The 21,822-nt window shown below is 56.4% G+C and carries 18 protein-coding genes; 4 read left to right on the top strand and 14 right to left on the bottom strand.

The genetic code is table 11. The annotated features are described in order from the left end of the window. Position 1: 1 nt before the first annotated feature. The 5 genes from L1N85_RS10370 to L1N85_RS10390 form a co-directional block, all read right to left on the bottom strand. Positions 2-1,837: a long-chain-fatty-acid--CoA ligase gene (locus L1N85_RS10370; protein WP_235237492.1), complete on the bottom strand. Its 1,836-nt coding sequence runs from the start codon at positions 1,835-1,837 to the stop codon at positions 2-4. A 21-nt stretch (positions 1,838-1,858) separates the two neighbouring features. Beyond that, positions 1,859-3,649: an acyl-CoA dehydrogenase family protein gene (locus L1N85_RS10375; protein ID WP_235237493.1), complete on the bottom strand. Its 1,791-nt coding sequence runs from the start codon at positions 3,647-3,649 to the stop codon at positions 1,859-1,861. A 94-nt stretch (positions 3,650-3,743) separates the two neighbouring features. Beyond that, entirely contained in the window at positions 3,744-4,961 is a 1,218-nt protein-coding gene (locus L1N85_RS10380) for an acetyl-CoA C-acyltransferase (protein ID WP_235237494.1), read from the bottom strand. A gap of 62 nt (positions 4,962-5,023) precedes the next feature. Continuing rightward, entirely contained in the window at positions 5,024-7,465 is a 2,442-nt protein-coding gene (locus tag L1N85_RS10385; protein WP_235237495.1) for a 3-hydroxyacyl-CoA dehydrogenase/enoyl-CoA hydratase family protein, read from the bottom strand. A 250-nt stretch (positions 7,466-7,715) separates the two neighbouring features. Continuing rightward, on the bottom strand, positions 7,716-9,953 hold the full coding sequence (locus L1N85_RS10390) for a (Fe-S)-binding protein (protein ID WP_407946357.1): 2,238 nt from the start codon (positions 9,951-9,953) through the stop codon (positions 7,716-7,718). A 243-nt stretch (positions 9,954-10,196) separates the two neighbouring features. Between L1N85_RS10390 and L1N85_RS10395 the strand changes: the two genes are divergently transcribed. Both L1N85_RS10395 and L1N85_RS10400 read left to right on the top strand, forming a co-directional pair. Next, positions 10,197-11,045: an electron transfer flavoprotein subunit beta/FixA family protein gene (locus tag L1N85_RS10395; RefSeq protein ID WP_235237537.1), complete on the top strand. Its 849-nt coding sequence runs from the start codon at positions 10,197-10,199 to the stop codon at positions 11,043-11,045. Positions 11,046-11,188: 143 nt separating this feature from the next. After that, on the top strand, positions 11,189-12,181 hold the full coding sequence (locus tag L1N85_RS10400) for an electron transfer flavoprotein subunit alpha/FixB family protein (protein ID WP_235237496.1): 993 nt from the start codon (positions 11,189-11,191) through the stop codon (positions 12,179-12,181). 298 nt (positions 12,182-12,479) lie between these two features. On the opposite strand, the gene L1N85_RS10405 is transcribed toward L1N85_RS10400, so the two are convergent. From L1N85_RS10405 to L1N85_RS10440, 8 genes are all read right to left on the bottom strand, one after another. Further along, the gene (locus tag L1N85_RS10405) at positions 12,480-13,151 is read right to left on the bottom strand and encodes an SOS response-associated peptidase (RefSeq protein WP_235237497.1); all 672 of its coding nucleotides are present in this window, start codon (positions 13,149-13,151) and stop codon (positions 12,480-12,482) included. Positions 13,152-13,271: 120 nt separating this feature from the next. Continuing rightward, entirely contained in the window at positions 13,272-13,457 is a 186-nt protein-coding gene (locus L1N85_RS10410) for a hypothetical protein (RefSeq protein WP_235237498.1), read from the bottom strand. Between the two features lie 299 nt (positions 13,458-13,756). Next, positions 13,757-14,608 (bottom strand): AraC family transcriptional regulator, encoded by an 852-nt coding sequence (locus L1N85_RS10415; RefSeq protein WP_235237499.1) that lies wholly within the window; start codon positions 14,606-14,608, stop codon positions 13,757-13,759. Between the two features lie 147 nt (positions 14,609-14,755). After that, the gene (locus tag L1N85_RS10420) at positions 14,756-15,472 is read right to left on the bottom strand and encodes a hypothetical protein (protein WP_235237500.1); all 717 of its coding nucleotides are present in this window, start codon (positions 15,470-15,472) and stop codon (positions 14,756-14,758) included. Positions 15,473-15,494: 22 nt separating this feature from the next. Further along, positions 15,495-15,947: a flavodoxin gene (locus tag L1N85_RS10425; RefSeq protein ID WP_235237501.1), complete on the bottom strand. Its 453-nt coding sequence runs from the start codon at positions 15,945-15,947 to the stop codon at positions 15,495-15,497. A 25-nt stretch (positions 15,948-15,972) separates the two neighbouring features. Beyond that, a complete protein-coding gene (locus L1N85_RS10430) occupies positions 15,973-16,773 on the bottom strand; it encodes a hypothetical protein (protein ID WP_235237502.1) in 801 nt (266 codons plus the stop codon). A 31-nt stretch (positions 16,774-16,804) separates the two neighbouring features. After that, entirely contained in the window at positions 16,805-17,056 is a 252-nt protein-coding gene (locus L1N85_RS10435) for a hypothetical protein (RefSeq protein ID WP_235237503.1), read from the bottom strand. Positions 17,057-17,482: 426 nt separating this feature from the next. Next, complete coding sequence (locus L1N85_RS10440; protein WP_235237504.1) at positions 17,483-18,073, bottom strand: hypothetical protein; 591 nt, start codon at positions 18,071-18,073, stop codon at positions 17,483-17,485. Between the two features lie 121 nt (positions 18,074-18,194). Between L1N85_RS10440 and ilvA the strand changes: the two genes are divergently transcribed. Further along, positions 18,195-19,463 (top strand): threonine ammonia-lyase IlvA, encoded by a 1,269-nt coding sequence (gene ilvA / locus L1N85_RS10445; protein ID WP_235237505.1) that lies wholly within the window; start codon positions 18,195-18,197, stop codon positions 19,461-19,463. Between the two features lie 68 nt (positions 19,464-19,531). On the opposite strand, the gene L1N85_RS10450 is transcribed toward ilvA, so the two are convergent. Further along, complete coding sequence (locus L1N85_RS10450; RefSeq protein WP_235237506.1) at positions 19,532-20,509, bottom strand: aldo/keto reductase; 978 nt, start codon at positions 20,507-20,509, stop codon at positions 19,532-19,534. A 133-nt stretch (positions 20,510-20,642) separates the two neighbouring features. Between L1N85_RS10450 and L1N85_RS10455 the strand changes: the two genes are divergently transcribed. Continuing rightward, positions 20,643-21,806, top strand: a complete 1,164-nt coding sequence (locus tag L1N85_RS10455; RefSeq protein WP_235237507.1) for an MGDG synthase family glycosyltransferase — start codon at positions 20,643-20,645, stop codon at positions 21,804-21,806. Positions 21,807-21,822: the final 16 nt, after the last annotated feature.

A 21,822-nucleotide genomic window follows, 5' to 3' on the forward strand; every position in this document is an offset into this window, starting at 1 on the left:
CTCACCCTCCCTTGTCCTCGGCAGCAGCTTTCTTCATTTCCTCCTCTTCCTCCTCCTGCAGCTTGCGGCGAAGCACCTTGCCGACCATCGTCTTCGGAAGCGTATCCCTGAAGGTATAGTGATGCGGGACTTTAAACGGCGCCAGCCTTTCTCTGCACCAGCGATCCAGTTGGGCCCGCGACACCTGCCAGCCTTCCTTCAATACGATAAAGGCCTTCACCGTCTCGCCCCGGTAAGCATCCTTCACGCCTATAACGGCCGCCTCCCGCACAGCCGGATGCTCGAACAGCACCTCCTCCACCTCACGCGGATAAATGTTAAAGCCGCCAGCAATAATGACATCCTTAATCCGATCCATAATCGTAAAATATCCCTCTTCGTCCATCGTCCCCAAATCGCCCGTATATAACCAGCCATCCCGCAGCACCTTGGCCGTTTCCGCCGGCTTATTCCAATAGCCCTGCATCACCTGCGGCCCGCGTACGACCAGCTCTCCCAGTTCCCCGACCGGCAGCATGGATCCCGTAGCCGGGTCGATAACAGCGGCTTCCGTGTCGGGAACCGGAACGCCGATCGTGCCGATTTTGCGTTTGCCCCAGATCGGATTGGCGTGGGTCACCGGCGAAGCCTCCGTTAAGCCGTAACCTTCAATGAGCCTGCCGCCGGTTAAAGACTCGAACTGCTCCTGCACCTCAAGCGGCAGCGCCGATGAACCGCTAATGCATACATTAATAGAAGATAAATCGGTTTTGGCCGCCGCCTTATGATTAATAAGGGCGACATACATTGTCGGCGCGCCCGGGAAAATCGTCGGCTGCTCCTTGTTGATCGTCTGCAGCACGGTCTCCGTCTCGAATCGCGGCAGAAGGATAAGCGTGCCCGCGCGCAAAACGGACATATTCATTAATACCGTTAATCCAAACACATGAAACAATGGCAGCGCCGCCAGAAACCGTTCCTTGCCGTCCTCCGCCCTATAGCACCAAGCCGAGATTTGCAACGTATTGGCAACAAGGTTGCGATGCGTCAGCATAACCCCCTTCGGCGTACCTGTCGTTCCGCCTGTATATTGCAGCGCAGCCAGATCCGCTCCCTTCGCCAGCTCGGGAAGCTGGATCTCCCCCTGCTTCTCCGCAAGAAGCTTCTTATAGGCAACGATGCCCAGGCTGCCATAAGGAATATCCGCTTTGAAGCCTTCCTTGCGCTGCTTGATCGGGTAGAGTATATTTTTCGGAAAAGGAAGCCCGTCCTTTATCGACGTGACAATAACGTGCCGAAGCTGCGGCAGCGGGCCTGTCTCGGGCTGCTTGCCCCGGACTCTGGACAAGCGGGCATAGAGCAGGTCGACCGTAATGATGGCGACTGCCCCGCTATCCGCCAGTTGATGCTCCAGCTCACGCTCCACGTACAGCGGATTGGTCTGCACGACGACGCCTCCCGCCAGCAGCACGCCGTAGTAGGCTGCGACCGCCTGCGGACAGTTCGGGAGCATAATTGCCACCCGGTCACCCGTGGCTACGCCAAGGGAAATCAGGCCGTTAGCAAGTCGGACGGCATCGGTATGCAGCTCGCGGTAGGTCAACGTTTTGCCAAGAAATTGAACCGCCGTATGGTTTGGAAAACGATTAACCGCTTGAAGAAAAAACTGGGCGATGCTCTGATCGGGATAATCCAGCGACGGAGCGACCTCTCCCGGATAATGGCGAAGCCATGGACGCGGAAGCTCCTCGTCCGACGCGGGTAGAGGGATGAATGATGCTGCGGAGGCATCAGCCGGCGAATCGCCGGCGGCTTGCCCATCGGGTAAAAGCGGGTCTTGCGGTCTGAGCGGATCCATACATGCTCTCCCCTTTCACATTTAAACGATATATTGCTCACTGCGAATGACGCGAGCGGCAATCGTCCGCTTAAGCGCGATCGTATCCGACAGCGGCGCCCGCATAAGCTTCTTCAGCACGGACAGCTGCATTTGCAGCCCGTCGCCCTGCTCCAGCGAGGCGAGGGCAAGCTTCGCCAGCGACTCGACTCTCTCCGTTGCCTCCTGAATAAACACGGCCGTCATGGCGATCACGTTTTCCGTTTTTTCCGCTGCGGCATCGCCGCTGGCCCCTGCGATTTTTTGCGCGCGGAGCCAGACGCTTTCCATCGCGAAGATTTGAATCATCAGATCGGCAAGCGAGCATAGCACCTCCTGCTCCTGCTCCAGTCTTAAGCCGAGCTTCTGAACCGCAAGACCGCCGATGGCGAGAAAGGTTTTTTTCGCTTGGGCGACCCGGTAGGCTTCCTTGCTGAGCGGCTTATCGAACGACGGAACCGGCATCGGCTGCATGAGCTCGGCTTGCAGGGCCTGCACTTTGCGCAGCAGGGGCAGCTCGCCCTTGAGCGCTTTTTTCATCAAGGTGCCCGGGATGAGCATGCGGTTGATTTCATTCGTCCCTTCAAAAATCCGGTTAATCCGCGAATCGCGATAGATCCGCTCCACCTTGTACTCGCGGATATAGCCGTAGCCGCCGTGAATTTGCACCCCTTCGTCCGCGATGAAATCAAGCGCTTCGGATGCAAACACCTTCACGATCGAGCATTCGATCGCATATTCGCTGATGGCCTTCGCTGCCTGCATGCCATCGTTGTCCGTGCCGTCTGCCGACTCGGCCGTCCGAAGCATTGCATCGATCCAGCCCGCCGTCCGGTAAACCATACTCTCCAGTACGAACGTCCGAATGTTCATGTCAGCCAGCTTAGCGCCAATAAGCGGATAGGAAGAAATCGCGCGTCCGAACTGCTTGCGCGTATTGGCATAGGCAGCGGCAAGCTCGATCGTTTCCTTCGACGATCCCAAGCAGGCCGCCCCAAGCTTGAACCGGCCGATATTCAAAATGTTAAAGGCGATATGATGCCCTTTTCCAACCTCCCCAAGCAAGTTTTCAACCGGTACTGCCACATCCTCAAAATATAAAGGGCAAGTCGAGGAACCCTTGATGCCCATCTTATGCTCCTCCGGTCCGATACTGAACCCCTGCATCCCCTTCTCGACAATAAATGCCGTAAAAAACTCGCCGTCGACCTTCGCATATACGATAAACAAGTCGGCAAAGCCGGCGTTCGTAATATAAAGCTTCGAGCCGTTCAGCACGTAATGCCTGCCATCCGGCGACAGCCTCGCAGTCGTCTTCGCTCCCAGCGCGTCCGAGCCTGAGGCCGGCTCGGTCAGGCAGTATGCCGCGATCCGCTCGCCTGCGGCCAAAGCGGGCAAGTAGGCTTGCTTTTGCGCGGGCGTTCCAAAAAAAACGATCGGAAGCGTGCCGATGCCCGTATGCGCGCCGACCGAAAGCGCGAAGGACGAGGCCCGCGACAAGGTTTCCGCCAGCAGCGTCGTGCTAACCTTATCGAGCCCTAGCCCGCCGTAAGCCTCGGGCACATCGGCTCCGAGCAGCCCCAGCTCGCCCGCCTTGCGCATGAGCTCCACCGTCAGATCATAGTTCAAAGCCTCCAGCTCCGCATCGCGCGGCGTAATTTCCGCCTCCATGTACTGCTGCGCCGCCTCGGCCATCATCCGCTGCTCTTCCGTGAAATCCTCGGGCGTTACGACCGATTCCGGCACACTGTCCTCCACGACAAACCGACCGCCAAACCGTATCGTCTCCGTCATGCCGCAGCTCTCCCTTCCATCCTGTCAGTTAGGCTGGTAAGTCCCTTGCTCCGTTAACGTCATTAGCAATTCATGCGGTAAACGGCTTAAGTCATTAATCAGCCCCGTAAACCTCAATAACGCCAGCCGCGCCCATACCGCCGCCGATACACATCGTCACCATGCCAATTCCCCCTCCCCGCCGTCCCAGCTCATGGATAAGCGATACGGAAAGCTTCGTTCCGGTACAGCCGAGCGGATGTCCGAGCGCAATCGCCCCGCCGTTCACATTCACGAGCCCGGGATCGATGCCGAGCTGTTCGATGATGGGCACGCATTGCGCCGCGAATGCTTCATTCAACTCGAATAAATCTACCTGATCGAGCGTAATGCCCGCCTTCTTCAAAGCCTTCGGCACCGCTTCGATCGGACCGATGCCCATTACCTCGGGAGCGACTCCGGCGACGCTGTAGCCGCGGAAAACAGCCAACGGCTTAAGGCCCAGCCCGGCTGCCCTCCCGCGGCTCATGACCATAACGGCCGCGGCTCCGTCGCTCATTTGCGAAGTGTTGCCCGCAGTAACCGTTCCTTCCCGGGCGAAGGATGGCTTAAGCGGAGCCAAGGACTGTACTGTCGTCTCCGGCCGGACACCCTCATCCTTATCGAAGGTGAACACCTTCTCCCATGGACGGCCCGCATCGTTAACGCCCGTCCGGCTGACCGTTAACGGTACGATCTCCTCCTGGAAGCGCCCGGCTGCAATAGCTGCGGCGGCTTTGTTATGGCTCGACGCCGCGAAAGCATCCTGCGCCTCGCGCGTAACGCCATAACGGCGGGCAACCTCCTCGGCTGTATGCCCCATGCCCATGTAGACCTCCGGCTTCGCATCCACGATTGCCGGATGCGGCGACAGCTTGAAGCCGGACATGGGCACATGGCTCATGCTTTCAACGCCGCCGGCGGCAATAATATCCGCGTCGCCAAGCCGAATGCGCTCCGCCGCATAGGCGATCGCTTGCAGTCCCGACGCGCAAAACCGATTGATTGTAACGGCAGGCGTCGTAACCGGAAGGCCCGCGTACAGCGAAATAATGCGGGCAACGTTCAGCCCCTGCTCCCCTTCCGGCATGGCGCAGCCGATAATGACATCCTCGATGTGCTCCGGCGACAGCTCCGGCAGCCTCGCGAGCAGCCCCTGCAATACCGCGCGGCCGAGATCCTCGGCCCTCGTCTCCGCCAAGCTTCCCTTCGATGCTTTGCCTACCGCCGTCCGCACCGCAGCGACGATAACGGCATCGCGTTCATGATCGGTAAATGGTGATGCAGCTGACATGGCCATATCCTCCTTTCGTTTTCTAGCTGCGCAGCGGCTTGCCGCGACTGGCAAGGCAAATGCTAGTTGCGCAGCGGCTTGCCCGTCGCCAGCATGTGGCTCATGCGCTCCTGCGTTTTGCGCTCTCCGCAAAGGCTGAGGAACGCTTCGCATTCCAGATCGAGCAAATATTGCTCGCTCACCTCGGCGCCCGGCCGAATATCGCCGCCGGCCAGCACATGCGCGAGCTTGCCTGCGATCAATGCGTCATGCCCGCTAATATGCCCGCTCAGCCGCATCGCCTGCACCGCGACCTTCAGCACCGCTTTGCCCTCGCGGCCGGCAACGCGAATGCGTCCCTCCGCGGGCGCCGAATAGCCCGCCCGGTCCAGCTCGAGCACCGCTCGCTTCGCCTCGGCGATCCGCGCCTCCTGCCGCATAATGACGCGATCCTGCGGCCGCATCAGCCCTAATCGGCCCACCTCATAGCCGCTTGTGGACGTTTTGGCCAGCGCGATCGTTTCGAACAAAGCATTTAAGTATGGTTGTATGTCTGCCCCATGCTTCCCGTTACCCGAGACGAGAGCCCGTTCAGCCGCCATCGCAGCCGCCTCCTTGCAGCCTCCGCCCGCAGGAATAAGGCCCACCCCCGTCTCCACCAAGCCAAAATAAGTTTCCGGCGAATAAATGATCTGATCCGCAGGCAAGCAGGCCTCCACACCGCCGCCAAGCGTCATCCGGTGCGGAGCCGCAACAACCGGCCGATCGAGCCGCTTCAGCTCCAGCATGCTGCTCTGGAAAAAACGGATAATATCTTCGACCTCATCCCACTCTCCGCTTTGCGCCTCCATGAGCAGGAGCATCAAATTCGCTCCGACGCAAAAGTTGCGTCCCTCGTTAGCGAGCACGAGCCCCCGCCAGTTTTGCTCCACCTCCTTCGCGCTTTGCCGAATTGCCGATAAAATATCACCGCCTATCGCATTATTCTGCGAATGAAACTCCAGGCATACGACGTCGTCGCCTATGTCGATCAAGCTGGCGCCGGCCGTAGAAAGCACGGTTTTGCCGGAAGCTTTTAATGCCGCTAACGAAATCGTATCGGGTTCCTGCTCTTCCAACTTATAAGCGCCGCTTGCCGCATATGCCCGTTTATTGCTTTCCACTCTGTAAAAGCTCTGATGGCCGCCTGCGATCCAGGCCGTCACCCACGCCGGAACCTCCTCGCCCTCCTTCTGCATCTGCTGAACCGACCCCGGCAAACCGATCGCATCCCACAGCTCGAACGGTCCAAGCTCCCAATTAAAGCCCCAGCGCATCGCCCGGTCGATGTCCTTGATGGAATCGGCAATGACGCCAACCTGGGCTGCCGAATAGAGCAGCGTTTTCTTGATCGTGGACCAGGCGAATTGCGCATAACGATCCTTCGGTTCGGTGTGAAGCAGCGCCTTCACCTTCTCCGCAGCGCCTTTGACAGCCTTAGACGCATCGATCACCGGCGAGCTTACGGAACGCTTCGGGCCATATTCGAGCGTCTCCAGCTGAAGCGACTCGATCACGCTGCCCCCTTTTCCCTTCACCTTCTTATAAAAGCCCGCTCCCGCCTTCTCCCCCAAGCGTCCGGCTGCGACCAGCCGCTCAAGCAGCGCCGGCCTGGCGAAAGCGGCCTGCTCGACGGCATCCGTGCTGCGTTCGCGCACATTATCCACGACATGCAGCAGCGTATCGAGACCAACGAGATCAAGCATGCGGAACGTCGCCGTCTTCGGCCTGCCCATAGCAGGACCGGTCAGCGCGTCGGCCTCCTCAATCGTCAATCCAAATCGCAATGTTTCCTCCAGCGTCACCAGCATGCCGAAGGTGCCTATCCGGTTTGCGATAAAGTTAGGCGTATCCTTTGCGATAACGACCCCTTTGCCAAGCCGCCGCTCGCACACCTCGCTTAGGAGCTGCACGATTTCGGGGGCCGTGTCTGCGGCAGGCACGATCTCCACAAGCTTCATATAACGAGGCGGATTGAAAAAATGGGTGACCGCAAAATGCTGCCGAAACTCCGCGCTCCTCCCCTCCGCCATGGAAGCCGCCGACAAGCCCGAGGTGTTCGTGCTGACAATGGTTCCCGGCTGACGGACCGATTCGATCAGAGCGAACACATCCCGCTTAATGTCCAGCCGCTCGACGACGGCCTCGACGATCCAATCGACATCTCCGAGCGCTGACAGATGATCGGACAAATTGCCCGGCGTAATGCGCGACGCCCAAGACGGGTCATAAAGCTGCGCAGGCTGCGCCTTGCCCATTCGCGCGACGGCCGCGCTTGCCAGCCGACTGCGCACCTTGGCATCCGCAAGCGTCAGTCCCTGCTTCTCCTCCTCCGCCGTGAGCGCTTGCGGCACAACGTCCAGCAGCACGACGCGCATGCCCGCATTCGCCAGATGAGCGGCAATTCCCGCTCCCATTACGCCGGAACCGATTACGGCCGCTCTGCGTATAGAGCCGGCGTTTTTGTGCGATGATTTAATCGTCATAGGCACCCTCCTTCTAATTTTGCGATGACTTGATCAGCCGATGGCAGCTAACAAGCTCCTTATGTTGGATTTCTCCAGTAACTTTACTCTCCCAAGCCACTTTTGGCGCGCTATGTTGGACTAATCCAGTAACTTCGCCCTCCCAAGCCACTTTTGGCGCGTTATGTTGGATTAATCCAGTAACTTCGCCCTTTCTCACCCCAACCGGCTAGCTGTTCTTACTTTGCCAGCCTTGCTCCGCTAGCCGCACTCAGCCGCCAAACACACTCTCGGCCAGCAGCTCCGCTACGTCCCGCGCGATGACACGGTCATCGGCAGACAATGCTTTCAATCCGTCCTCCATCATCGTCAAGCAATACGGGCAGGCCGAGCTGATTACCGAAGGCTTCACTTCCAGCGCTTGAGCGGTGCGGGCATGGTTGATGCGCGTCCCCGAATGCTCCTCCATCCACATCAGCCCTCCCCCGGCGCCGCAGCACATCCCATTTGAGCGCGAGCGCTCCATCTCCTCAATGGTTACGCCAGGTATGGCGCGCAGCAGGCTGCGCGGCGCTTCATACGTATCGTTATAGCGGCCGAGGTAGCAGGAATCGTGTACGGTTACGCGTTCATCGATCGTGTTGACCGGGCGCAAAGCTCCATCCTCCAGCAGCCGGGCCAGCAGCTCCGTGTGATGCTCTACCGTCACATCCGGACTTAGGCCGAAGTCGGGGTATTCATTTTTGAACGTGTTAAACGTATGAGGACAGGCGGTAACGATCCGCGTTACGCCGTATTTGCTGAGCGTTTCGATATTTTCCCGGCACAGCTCCTGAAAAAGCAGCTCGTTCCCGATCCGCCTTGCCGTATCGCCGGAGCTTTTCTCCTCCATGCCAAGCGCCCCGAAGCTGACGCCCGCATGATCGAGCAAACGGACCAAATCATATAGGACGCGGCGGCTGCGCATATCATAAGAGCCCATCGAGCCTGCCCACAGCAGAATGTCCGCTCTTCGCCCCTGCCGTTTCAGCTCCTGGAGCGTCTCTACCCGTATACCGGTTCGGCTCTCGCATTCAGTAATCCAAGCGGCGCGTTCAGCACGCGGCAGACCCCATGGATTACTTTGCCGCTCGATGTTTTGCAGCGCGCGCTGGCCGTCGGATGGCAGCCGGCCTTCCATGAGCACGAGATAGCGGCGCATATCAATGATTTTATCAACATGCTCATTGCCAACGGGACATTGCTCCTCGCAATTGCGGCATGTCGTGCATGCCCAAAGCTCTTCCTCGGTCATCACCTCGCCGACAAGCTCCACCTCCTCCGGCTTGCTCGCCTCGCGCTTGCTCCATGCGCCTGCTTGCGCGGCCATCGTCGGCGCGATAGTCGTGCTCCCTTCAGCGGCAGCCTCCCAGGCCGGAAGCACCCCTCCCATCAAATGAGCATGGGGCTCGCTTGCTTTCTTTTGCAAGAGACCGGCCGGAAGCCACGGCGACTTCGACGTGATCGCAGCTCCCTTCTCCGTCAGGTGATCCCGCAGCTTCACGATCAGATGCATCGGCGATAAAATTTTACCGGTGCTCGACGCCGGACATACGTTCGTGCAGCGCCCGCATTCGACGCATGCGTACAGGTCGAGCAGCTGCTTTTGCGTAAAATGCTCCACTTTCCCCGTTCCGAAGGACTCCGCCTCCTCGTCCTCCAAATTGAGCGGAGTAAGCCGGCCCGGCGGCGTGCTGCGCCGAAACCACAGGTTGACCGGAGCGGTGAGCAGATGGAAATGCTTCGACTGCGGCACATAGACGAGAAAGCTAAGCAGCACGACAAGATGCAGCCACCAAAACAGCTCGAACCCCGTATGCGCGGCGGAGCTCTGAGGCTGAACGCCCGCGTCATTCAGCAGACCCGCCAGCGGCGCGCTTACCGGAGCATAGCCTGGATCCACGGCGTGATGGGAGCTAACGCCTGCAGACAGCCGCTCGAACGCCAGACTAAGCAGGATGGTGAGCATCAGCGAGCCGATAAACCACATGACAAGCGATGGCTTCCAGCCGCGCTTTAGCCGAGGCAGCTTCTCGCCGTAACGGCGGAATGCGCCGTATAGAACGGCCGCCAGCACGAGCGTAACAGTTATTTCCTGCGACCAGGAAAACCACTCATAATAAGGCAGCGGAAGCGGCACGCCTCCGTTCAGCCCTTTCCAAATCAGGTCCAGCGCTCCGAACTGAAGCACAATAAAGCCATAAAAATAAACCAAATGCATGATCCCGCTTCTCACGTCGTTCAGCAGCTTGCGATGGCCGAACACTTGAGCGCTGAAGCTGCTTTTGCTGCCGCGCTTCCGTTGATACCGTTCAAATACAACCGGCACGCCAAGCCGGATATACGAAACCCTCCTCAAAACGACCGCCGTGAACATCCAAACCGACAATGACACAATGGCAGCGAACAAGAACCATTTTCCCCAAAAAATCGTATGCTCGAGCGTCAAAGCTGACCAAAGCGAAACCATATGCCCCGCCCTCCTTGTATGCCGTTTCGTGTAACCAGCATGTATGCGCAAAGTAGTCGGACAAGCATTAAAGCGCTTACATAAAAAGCCGCGGTGCTCCATGTATATGAGCCTTCAATCGCGAACATGCCGCGCAGACCTCGAATCCAGACGGTCTATTCGCCCGCCGGCCGACATATCGTAGCACTGATGGACAGTGTTTGGGGCAACAAAAATATCGATACAAGTGAGGGAGCTTCTATGCTGAAAATAGTGGTGCTTCTCAAGCAAACGTTCGATACCGAGGAGAAAATAATCGTGACGCCGGAGGGCGTGGACGATAGGGATGCCAAGTTCGTCATCAACCCTTACGACGAATATGCGCTAGAGGAAGCGATTCGGCAGCGGGAACTGCTGGGCGGACAGGTCATTGTCGTCACCTGCGGTCCCGAGCGTTCCCAAGAGGCGCTCCGCACTGCGCTGGCGATCGGGGCCGATGAAGCGATTCGGCTGGACGGCTCTTCCCTGCCCGATGACAGTTATTCGATTGCGTCGGCCCTCGCTGCAGTCATTGAACCGCTAAAGCCCGATCTGGTGCTGGCCGGCTTATTCGCGGTAGACAGCGGCTCCGGAAGCGCAGCTCTGCAGGTGGCGGAGCGCCTCGGCCTGCCGCATGCATCGGCTGTGGTGAAGGCAGCGATTTTGTCAGCCGCCGAGCTGGACGCCTTGCCGGCGGCGGGAACGCCGCTGCAGGCCGCTGGGCAGAGAGCCGAACGGTACGCTTTAGTCGAACGGGATGTCGAAGGCGATACGGAAACGGTATCGATCCCCCTGCCTGCGCTCATTACCGCGCAGCAAGGGCTTAACGAGCCGCGTTATCCGTCGCTGCCCGGCATTATGAAAGCGAAGCGGAAGCCTTTTCGCACGGTGAAGGCTTCCGAGCTTTTTGGCGGTGCCGGCTCTGCACCGCTGGATAGCGCAGCTCCGCGAACGGTTCGCACGCAACTGCTTCCGCCGCCGCCGCGCGCGGCCGGCAAGCGCATTGCGGGCGGGCCCGCCGAACAAGCGGCTGCGCTTGTGGAGCTGCTTCGGACGGAGGCGAAGCTGCTGTGAGGCGGGTCCGCGGAACAAGCGGCTGCGCTTGTAAATTTATATAGCTTACAGGCAGAATGTCCTGAGCGTGTTCAAAGTTGCTAGTTTAGTTGGAGAATGGCACAAGTGTGTGCTGCAACGATACGGGAGAGGAGCTAACACCGATGTCCAAAACGATTCTCGTGTTTGCCGAAAGCCGGGACGGCGTACTCCGCCGCGTGGCGCTGGAGGCGCTCGGCGCTGCGCGGCGGCTCGCAGGCAAGGACGGCGCTGTCCATGCCGTCCTTGCCTGCTCCGGCGGCGCGGCGGAAGAAGCCGCCGCGCTGCTCGCGCGGGGCGCGGACGTCGTGCATATCGCCGACGATCCTTCCCTCCGCGCCTTTGCGCCCGAGGCGTACATCGCCGCCCTCGGCGCAGCCATGGCTGCGGTGCGGCCGGACGCGCTGTTGCTCGGCCACACCTCTATGGGGCGCGAGCTCGCGCCCCGTGTGGCCGCGGCCTTCCGCGCCGGCCACATCGCCGACGTCACCGCCATCGAAGCATCTGACGATGGCGGCGACGTCGGCTTCATTCGCCCGCTCTACGCCGGCAAGGCGTTCGAGCGGCGCAGCTTCCTGCCGGGCCATCCGTGGGTTATCACGGTGCGCCCGAACAACCTGCCGGCGGCGGAGCCGGAAGACGCCGCCGAGCGTACCGGCACCGTTACGGCTCTGCCGTTCACGGTGCCGCCGCTTTACACCGCCGTGCGCAGCCTTGTGCGCCGCACCGGCGGACAGCTCGATCTCGCCGAAGCCGACGTCGTCGTTTCCGGCGGCCGGGGCGTGCGCAGCGCAGCGGGCTTCGAGCCGCTGCAAGCGCTGGCCTCCGCGCTGGGCGGCGCGGTCGGTGCCTCCCGCGGCGCATGCGACGCCGGCTATTGCGATTATGCCCTCCAAATCGGGCAAACCGGCAAGGTCGTCACGCCGCAGCTCTACATCGCCTGCGGCATCAGCGGCGCCATCCAGCACTTGGCGGGCATGAGCCAGTCGCGCGTCATCGTCGCCATCAACAAAGACGCCGACGCTCCCATTTTCGGCGTCGCCGATTACGGCATCGTCGGCGACCTGTTCGAGGTCGTCCCTTTATTGACCTCGGAGCTGCAGCGTGTTCGCTCCTAATGTCCAGCCTAAGCAAGCGCATAAAAATAGGGAGAACCCGTCACTCGGGTCCTCCCACCTTCACAAACCCTGTTTAGTTACTGGAAATGTCCAATATAGCGCCTCATCCGAACGCCAAAGTCGCAGAGTTACTGGAAAAGTCCAATATAGCGCCCTCCCGTACTGCCACCAGCGACTAGCCAATTTCCAGGTTTCTGGGCTCCGAGCGAGGACCCAGAATTATGGGTTTACCTGTTTATAGGTTTACCTGTTTTCGGGTTTACCTGTTTTCGGGTTTACAGCTTCCCACCGCACCAGCTCAAGCAAAGTCCGGCCGGATTTCCCGAATGCAGTCCGGCGACTCGTACAGGTCGTCATGCACCGCATTGGTGACGGGATAGGCACGCATCAGATAGGAGTCCATCGCCTCCAGATGCTTGCGCAGTCCGCTGAATTCCTTTATGCGCGGGTTGAGCCAATCCTCGATACCCTCCTCGTCCAAAATAACAGGAACCCGAGGCTGCCAAACGGACATCGCGCCGGTCGATGCGGCCGTGAGCATGGTAAAGGCGCGCACCTCCTTGCCGTTCACGTTTCTCCAGCAGTCGTATATGCCGGCAATGCCGAATAATGGCTGGCTCGGGATGACGATGTGCATAGCACGCGGGTCGCGCTCCTTCCCGAACTGCTTTTGCCCGAAGAAGCCGCTGCAAGGCAGTATGCACCGCTGTCTACGCAGCATTCGCTCCAAGAAGGGCTTCTCTGACAGTGTGACGTGATCCGCATTCACCGAATCTTTTGCCCAAAAAGGGAACAGCCCCCATCTCGACTCCTGCATCGAACGTTGATCGAAACGATCGTTCATCACAATCGACACGGTTTGTGTCGGCGCCACGTTGAACCGATTCGTATATCCCCGAATAACCTTTTTTACCTGAAACATATCCACCATATCGCCAATATCAGCCGTTAACGAAAACCGTTCAATCATCGCGACCACCCTTTACACGTTGTTTGAACCAGTTTTTGTTAAAAGATATTAAATTATTCACGTTTACTGAATCCCCATCCGCAATACATTCGATCATTGGTTCGTATTTTAAATTCTGTGTTACTCGCCGCTATTCCGCAATAACGGACCGCCTGTGTCCACTCCTTTACAATCCAGCGCCTTCTGCTGTTCTATGGTAAAGGTGACTCGCAGTTTGGATAGTCCCGTATGTTCGTTGATGTAGATGGCCCTAGACTTACCTTGAATGTCCATGAATAGTTTTGTCCATTCTTCAGGGTTGAACATATGACCAGCTCCTTTTTGAAAGCGCTTTATATATATAAAAATATTATGCTCTGGAAACGCGGTTCATGCATTCCTCTACATCCTCCACAAATCATCTTGCCTGATTTCAGGATCGATTTTCCTCAAGGCATCCAAGATTTTCTTCATTGTTCGTCCGGTTGGCATGCGGCTCTATCGATGGATGAAACGGAAGCTATACAAGCGAAAACCCACCGTGTAATTAGGTTGGCCGCCTAACGGTGGGTATCGCTTGGATTCATTCTATGCGCTTCGCAGGGTTCCCAAGAAATCATCATACCCTACATCGTAAACCGCTTCCGAAACTTCAGCGGAGGCATGCCTGTATGAGACGCGAACAGCCTCGAGAAATGCGGGGTCTGCCGGAAGCCCGTCTCCTCCGCTACCCGCGCGATCGTCCAGTCGGTTTTGATCAGCAGCAGCTTCGCCTGGTCGAGCCTGTAATAGAGCAAATATTGCTGCGGCGTGCAATCGAACACCTCGGTCATGCAGCGCGTGATATAGTTCGTGTGCAGTTGAAGCACATCGCTCAGCATCGTATTGCTGATAGGCGAACGATAATTGAGCTTCAAATAAGCCGCTGCACGCTCCGCCACCGAGACGGCCGCTTTCGCAGCATCCGAGCGCCAGCCTTCATCGAGCATTTGCAGCAAATGCAAAAAACGCTGCTGCCGGTCCCAGAACGCGCCGTGCGAAGAGCTTTTGGCCGCTTCATGCAGCTGCGAGAAAATGAGCTTCGCCTCGTCGGGATAGGTTAGCTTCATTTTTTTCGGCAGACGTATCGCATACGTATAATAATCGCCGCGAAGCGTGCCGCATTGATTGCCCTCCGTTTCCTCCCAAGCGCCCACCGTCTGAAAATGAATCCAGTCAAACACCGTCTCCACCTCGCAAGGGCGAGTGGAATAATGCCAACGATCCGGTCTTAAGATTAGCACATCGCCCGGTTCCAACGTCCACCTGCGGTTATCCTCCGCGACATGCAGCGAGCCCTTGTTCACGAACAGCAAATCAAATACGCCTAGGTTCGTCCGGTTCGGATGCTCCTCCCCGGCACCATAAGTCAAACGATTGGATTCTATAAAAAAAGGCAGCGGCGGCGAACGAAAAGTAAGCAATAAATCCTCTGACAACCTGATCTCTCCTCTTAAACTAGCTACTGCCATGTTACTTGAAAACCGTTTCATTTGTCCACATTAAAACAAAGCCCCAGCCGCATCCTTTAATGGATACTGACTGAGGCCAAAACAGCTTGCCGCTCAACTCTGCTTCCTCTTTTTTTACATCACGGGCTTAAAGTCCAGCCCATAGTTTGCCTTGAACAGGTTCGCCTCGGGGAGCAGACTTTTGATTAGATACATATAATCGAGTGAACGCTCTAACGAGGCTTCATTCGGAACAAATGTAATGCGTTTGCCTTCCAGCAGCGACAGTACTTCGATTCGGGAAGGAAGCTTCTCGAAGGCACTCATGCAAAATACGGAAGTCATATGAAATAACAAGCCAAGCGCTTCCTTATTTACATCCACGGCGAATTTCTGCACGATAAAATCGTCAGCGCCTCCTTCGGAATCCGCAGCTACCGTATGAAAAATTTGCGACAGCTCCATATCAAGCTCATCCACATAGGTCCTCAGCTGCTCGAAGGAAATAATTGGCATGTTGGTACATGCCCCTCCAAGCAGGAATAACGTCAAATTTTCCTTAACCGTCTGCTTCATTTGCAAAAAATGCTCATCCGAATGGAATTTGTAATGGCGATTCGTCCACCAACGCTCCACTGCGGCCTCGATCGCTGCTTCCGTGCGGGCTTCCAACGGAAGCATATAGAAATCGTTAACGCTGTGACTTGCAGCGAATTGAACCATTTGCCGCCAATTCACGTCGCTTTCGCGTTTGCGGCCCGCATGGATTGCAGCGAACCGTATAGGACAGCGCAGCAGCTCTTCCAGCTTATAATCCTCGATTCGGATAATCGTCGGCATTTGCTCCATCATTATGGCCGCCTTTCTCGTTCCATTAACCGGCTGCCGCTTCGAGACCCGCCACTTGGCGCCCTAAGCTTCTGCCTTGTTCTTTCTCTTGCTCGGACGGATTATATTCGAACTTGATGCTCTCGCCGACAATTTCCGCTCCAAGCTCCTTGAGTTTCGCTTCAATCGTATCAACCGCGCCGCAATAGATCGGATAAGAGGTATCGCCGGAGCCAAATACCGCTGCTTTCTTGCCGCTTAGATCGAGAGAGCCCATCCCTTCATAAAAATCAATAAACTCATCCGGCAGCTCGCCGTCGCCCCACGTATACGCTCCAATAATAATGCCGTCATAACCTCTCAGCTCGTCCGCGCTAGCATCGAACGCTTCCTTCGATACAACCTGGGCGCCCGCTTCTTTCGCTCCCTCTGCAATGGCCTCTGCCATTTCTTCCGTATTCCCCGTCATGCTTGCATATACCACAAGTACCTTCGACACCTGCCATTCCTCCGCTTCCTGCTTGTTATACGTTTATCGTTTGAATACCTTGAAACAGCGTTGCCATATGGAGATTGTCACCCTGCAGATCGATATCCGTAACCGGACAGCCAAGCTTCACCGACAGCAGCGTTATCTGATTAAGAATATAAGCGAGCTGGAACAGGCCGCGGTCCGTACATGCGTAAAGATCATTCCCCTTCGCAAGCACCGAAAAAATAAACGGCTTACCGAACCGTATTCGTTCAAATCTCCCCTTCTTGTCACCTATAAGCAGCTCGCCCTTATCGCTCGTTCCGATGAGATGCCCCCGAAATACAGCCAGACTCGTGACGCTCGCATTCAGCTCGAAGTGTGCCCAATCATCCATGAAGCGGTCATATAACGAAATGCCGCTCTCATGCGCGATGATGAGGTACTGAGGCAAGTTTATGAAGTCATACACCCGTTTATCTTCGCATGCGATCTTCTCCCACCTGGAGCCTGCTTTCGACCAAAGCCCATACTCCGTTGCCGCATAGCTCGTTCCGCCGATTTTGCGAAATTGATAGCAGGGAATCGACAACCCGTCATTTTCCCATGCGTTTCCGTCCCATTCATAGAGCCCGCTGCTTGTGCAAGCGTGGAGCAAGTCATGCTGCAGCTGCAGCCTGTTCACATTCGCCAGGTCCGGCATCCCGTCGCCGAGCTTCTCCCAGCTTCCCTCCGCATCGATTTGATAGACTCCATGACCGACTGATGCCGCATACAGGCAGTCCGGTCCAGCCTTGACCGATGAGAAGGGAAAGAGCAGCCAATTCCAAGGCTTGCTTGTTTCCGTCTGCATGTCTCTATTTCTCCTTCCTACAAAATAATGTTTATTTGGTTACATGCTCGACTCGTCTTTCAACCATCGGAAGCTGCAGCCGTTTCGTCAGCGCTTCGTTCCCTATTGCCTTCTTCCAACTGCCCTGCTTCTGCAAAAGCATTTCCGATCTGCGTTTCTTAATAACCATCTCGTAAAGCAAGCCCATACCGCCGGCCTCCCGCCATATGTAAAATCGGATCCCGTAATTGATAATGATTATCACTTTCGTATATATGATAACCATTCTCATTAAAATTGTCAACGACATCCTTCCTATTCTTCTTCTTTATTGTTTCAACTCCGCGTTTCCCATTTCACGCCAAGAAGGCGAATCTGCAACGAGATTCGCCTTCTTGCGGGTCCACGTCTTTGGAATAACTAGGAGCATGGGCTATTGAATGTTTATAACCAATCCCCCCCTTAAACAGTTTCAAGCATATATCAACCCAGAATGGCATCCATGTTACGGCGGCAAAGCTGTCCTGCCAGCTTCCTGCTGCGAGGAGTATGCCGGTCTTAAGCTCTACAAGCCCGGTCGCGAATCTAAACCATTGCGGCAGACGGTAACTGCCGAACTCCTTTTCCATCCCCTTCGAAAACTTTCCAATGTGTGCGCTATGTTGGATTTTTACAGTAATTCCGCACACATGAACCTCAATTGGCGCGCTATGTTGGATTTATACAGCGTTTAAAACGGCAGCTTCACATCCACCTTAAACAGCACTTTGATTTGGTTCTGCTCGAACTGCACATCCCGTATCGCAACGACATTTTGCTCCGGCAGCTCTATAGGAATGAGGATGGGCTCCAGCAAGCTAAGCGGCAGCCCGATGTCCTTCACGGCCAAAGATTGAGGCCTCAGCGCAATATTGGGCGGCTGCCATTCTAAGGCATATACGGCATCAAGCTGCGCGGGAATACGATCTTTATACGTGACATTCATGCGTGCGACCAGCCTGTCCTCTTCGAGCTCGAACACGGCTCCGTCCAAGCGGACATCCTCGTTCAGCTCGACCGCAGCTCCGTTCGTCCCTGCGCTTGCATATTCACTCATAAGGCGGGCTTTGATTACATAGTTGATGTCGGTTTCGGTGAGCACAAGCTCCGTATTTAAATTTTTGATGATGGCAAGCGCTTTGTCTCTCACGCTTATCGGGGTATAAGCCATGTCCAGCCGCTCGTCGGGCGCTATATAGGATAGCAGCCACCATACGGCGCCGCCAAGCAGCAATATGAAGATAAGTAATGTCGTTAACAATCTTCTGAACGCTTTGAGCATTCGTCTTCCCCCCTCTAAAAAGAATAAAAAGCAAATAGCTGTGTCATCTCCCAATGATAGTGCTATAATGTAGCAAATATTCTATCATGCCGATGAGGGCAAACAGAAAGGATGGTCCCCTATGACAACGAGCAACGCACCAACAGAACGCATCGGCCTCGAAGAAATCGTGCAGGCGCAAATGCATCTCAAGGATGTCATTACGCGTACACCGCTCCAATATAACCGCGTATTATCCGAACGTTACAATTGTAACGTACTGCTGAAACGGGAGGACCTGCAAATCGTCCGTTCCTTCAAAATCCGCGGCGCCTATCATCTTATGCGCTCCCTTGCCCCGGAAACATTAGCGAAAGGGGTTGTATGCGCAAGCGCCGGCAACCATGCGCAGGGCGTAGCTTATTCCTGCCAAACGCTCGGCATTCCGGGCAAAATCTACATGCCCAGCACGACGCCCCGCCAAAAGGTAACACAAGTATCCTTCTTCGGCGGATCTGGAGTCGAGGTCATACTTACCGGCGATACGTTCGACGATGCTTATGACGAAGCGGTGGCGGAGAGCGCTCGCAGCGGTATGCCCTTCATTCACCCGTTCGACGACCGCAAAATCATTGCCGGCAACGGAACCGTCGGGCAAGAGCTTATGGAGTCCGCTGAAACGTTGCCGGACTACGTGTTCGTCACCGTAGGCGGCGGCGGTCTTGCCGCAGGCGTTGCCTCCTATGTGAAAATGGTCTCCCCTCGAACGAAGGTTGTCGGCGTGGAGCCGGAGGGCGCCCCGTCGCTTCGCGTTTCGCTGGATGCAGGAGAAGTGACCCCGCTTGACCAAATCGACAAATTCATTGACGGCGCAGCCGTTAAGCGCGTAGGCGATTTAACGTTTGAGCTGTGCAAGGAGCTGCTCGATGATGTGATTGCCGTGCCGGAAGGCAAGGTATGCACCACCATGCTCGATTTATACAATGAGAATGCGATCGTGGCCGAACCCGCAGGCGCTCTGGCGATTGCCGCGCTGGATGCGTACCGTGACCGGATTGCAGGCAAAACGGTCGTATGCGTCGTAAGCGGCGGCAACAATGACGTCGACCGGATGCAGGAAATTAAGGAACGCTCGCTGATCTACGAAGGGTACAAGCATTATTTTATGGTAAGCTTCCCGCAACGCGCGGGCGCCTTGCGGGAATTCCTCGATCAGGTGCTCGGACCAAACGACGACATTACCCGCTTCGAGTATACGAAAAAGTCCAATAAAGACAACGGCCCCGCACTGGTCGGCATCGAGTTGAAGCACCGTTCCGATTACGGTCCGCTCGTCGAGCGCATGACCAGGAAAGGCTTTCAATTTCTCGAGCTGAACAAAGATCCCGTCCTGTTCAACCTGTTAATTTGATTCTCGGATACCATGCGCGCCAAAAATAGGAATCGCCCAGCCCCTCTAGAGGGGCTGGGCGATTTGCATTACCAGGCGTAAGCGCGGGGCGCGTCTCCGCCGGGGCCCGGGAATATTTCGTCGATGCGCTTCAGTGCGGACTCGTCCAGTTCGACTTCGAGCGCGCGAAGCGAGCGTTCGAATTGATCATGCGTTCGAACGCCGATGATTGGCGCGGTTACGGCAGGGTTCGAAAGCAGCCACGCCAGCGAAACAAGATCCTCCGGCTGGCCCAGCTCGTCGCAGAATTCCGCATATGCATCAAGCTGCTTGCGGTGCCGCTCGAGCCGATTCGAATCGCCGCTGCGGCGTCCGCCTTCCTTGCGGCGATGATTGCCCGCGAGCAAGCCGCCGTCAAGCGGGCTCCAAGGAATAACGCCAAGGCCCAGCTCCCTTGAGGCAGGCAGCACTTCCAGCTCGGGGAGCCGGCAGAGCAGGTTATATTTGTGCTGCTCGGATACGAGACCAAGCGTGCCTCTCGCCTTCGCTTCGCCCTGCGCGACCGCGATATCCCAGCCGGCAAAGTTGCTCGAGCCTATGTAGCCGATTTTCCCTTGCGCCGCGGCCGTCTCGAATGCTCCCCACAGCTCGCTCCAATTCACGCTGCGGTCGACGTGATGCATTTGATAAAGCTCAATATGATCCGTTTGCAGACGCTTCAGCGAACCTTCCAGGTGCCGGCGGATTTTGTAAGCGGACAAGCCCGCCTCGCGGTTCGGACCGTCATGCTCATCGTGCATGTCGCCATATACTTTGGTAGCCAGAACGGTTCGCTCGCGGCGCCCGTCGCCCTGCTGAAACCATTTGCCGATAATTTCTTCCGTGCGCCCTGCATTTTCGCCCCATCCGTAGATGTTCGCGGTATCCATAAAATTAATGCCTGCATCCAAAGCCGCATCTAAAATACGAAAGGATTCCTTCTCATCCGTGTCCACGCCGAAATTCATCGTACCCAGGCATAACCGGCTGACCCGCAAACCTGATTTGCCTAATTTCGTGTACTGCATCTTAATCATCGCTCCTTCAAATTTGAAATAGGATGGATTGCTCTTTCATTATACAAAATTTACACAAACTAACCAAACTGCGTTCACAATCGCATAACAAATATCCTTTACACTATCGGCAGGAGGTGTACCCATGATACGTTTCGAAAACAAACAGCAGCCGAAATTGTTAATTTTATACGCATCTTACGGAGAGGGGCACCTGCAGGTTGCCCGCGCCATTCGCGACGCGATGGAGGAGCGCGGCAATTATCGGACGGTTATGGTCGATCTCATGGCAGAGTCGCATCCTTGGCTGAACGAAGTCACCCGCCGCTTCTATTTGAAGAGCTACACGCATATGCCCTCGCTTTACGGGTGGATGTATGATTTCACAAGGCCTATGAAGCATGATTCCCTATTCGGCGGTCTGCTTCACTCCTTCGGCCGAGACAAAATAAGACGGATTCTGGCCGCCGAGCGGCCGGATGCCGTCGTCCATACGTTTCCCTCCTTTGCCTTGCCCGAGCTCAAGAAGCGCACGGGCTATCACCCGCCTTCTTATGCCATCATTACCGATTTTGATTTGCACCGCCGCTGGGTACATCCGAGCATCGATCGCTATTATGTAGCGACAGAGGATTTGAAGAAGGAGCTGACTCTGCTTGGCATTCCGGGCAGCTCCGTTCAAGTGAGCGGCATTCCTCTGAAACGCGGCTTTCGTGCGATCGCCCCGTCCGCAGAGCTCTTCGTACGCTATAAGCTCCGGCCGGATAAGCCGGTTGTCCTCATCATGGCCGGCGCGCAAGGCGTCATGCCTGATGTGGAGCAAATCTGCGGCGGATTGCTTCAGGACGCGAACGTACAAGTCGCACTCGTTTGCGGCCATAATCGCCTTCTGAAGGATTCCATCTCGGAACAATTTCAGCACCATACAGGCGCCGCACGCCTGCATGTTTACGGCTTCGTTGAGCAAATACATGAGCTCATGGCGCTCTCCGACTGTCTAATTACGAAGCCTGGAGGCGTTACGCTATCCGAAGCCATTGCCGCTGAGCTGCCTATATTCACGTACCGGCCGGTTCCCGGTCAAGAGAAGCAAAACGCGTTATACCTTGCGTCCAAGGGCGCAGCAAGCATAGCGAATCATCCGCTGGAGCTGACCGAACAAATTTTGAAGCTGATCGGCGATCCGTTGCGACTTACATCTAGAAGACTGTCCACGCAGCGGCTTCAAGCCTCGCAATCGGCTGCGGACGGCATCATTTTGGATATTTTATCCAACTTGGATATAATGGAAAGAGCCTCGAATATATAAATGGATAAGGAGCCTG

It is taken from the genome of Paenibacillus alkaliterrae (assembly GCF_021532375.1).
In the GTDB taxonomy this organism is placed as follows: domain Bacteria; phylum Bacillota; class Bacilli; order Paenibacillales; family Paenibacillaceae; genus Pristimantibacillus; species Pristimantibacillus alkaliterrae.

Coding starts and splice junctions, on each gene's coding strand:
- L1N85_RS10370 (WP_235237492.1), bottom strand. CDS start 1,837: ATGGATCCGCTCAGACCGCAAGACCCGCTTTTACCCGATGGGCAAGCC.
- L1N85_RS10375 (WP_235237493.1), bottom strand. CDS start 3,649: ATGACGGAGACGATACGGTTTGGCGGTCGGTTTGTCGTGGAGGACAGT.
- L1N85_RS10380 (WP_235237494.1), bottom strand. CDS start 4,961: ATGTCAGCTGCATCACCATTTACCGATCATGAACGCGATGCCGTTATC.
- L1N85_RS10385 (WP_235237495.1), bottom strand. CDS start 7,465: ATGACGATTAAATCATCGCACAAAAACGCCGGCTCTATACGCAGAGCG.
- L1N85_RS10390 (WP_407946357.1), bottom strand. CDS start 9,953: ATGGTTTCGCTTTGGTCAGCTTTGACGCTCGAGCATACGATTTTTTGG.
- L1N85_RS10400 (WP_235237496.1), top strand. CDS start 11,189: ATGTCCAAAACGATTCTCGTGTTTGCCGAAAGCCGGGACGGCGTACTC.
- L1N85_RS10405 (WP_235237497.1), bottom strand. CDS start 13,151: ATGATTGAACGGTTTTCGTTAACGGCTGATATTGGCGATATGGTGGAT.
- L1N85_RS10410 (WP_235237498.1), bottom strand. CDS start 13,457: ATGTTCAACCCTGAAGAATGGACAAAACTATTCATGGACATTCAAGGT.
- L1N85_RS10420 (WP_235237500.1), bottom strand. CDS start 15,472: ATGATGGAGCAAATGCCGACGATTATCCGAATCGAGGATTATAAGCTG.
- L1N85_RS10430 (WP_235237502.1), bottom strand. CDS start 16,773: ATGCAGACGGAAACAAGCAAGCCTTGGAATTGGCTGCTCTTTCCCTTC.
- L1N85_RS10440 (WP_235237504.1), bottom strand. CDS start 18,073: ATGCTCAAAGCGTTCAGAAGATTGTTAACGACATTACTTATCTTCATA.
- ilvA (WP_235237505.1), top strand. CDS start 18,195: ATGACAACGAGCAACGCACCAACAGAACGCATCGGCCTCGAAGAAATC.
- L1N85_RS10450 (WP_235237506.1), bottom strand. CDS start 20,509: ATGCAGTACACGAAATTAGGCAAATCAGGTTTGCGGGTCAGCCGGTTA.
- L1N85_RS10455 (WP_235237507.1), top strand. CDS start 20,643: ATGATACGTTTCGAAAACAAACAGCAGCCGAAATTGTTAATTTTATAC.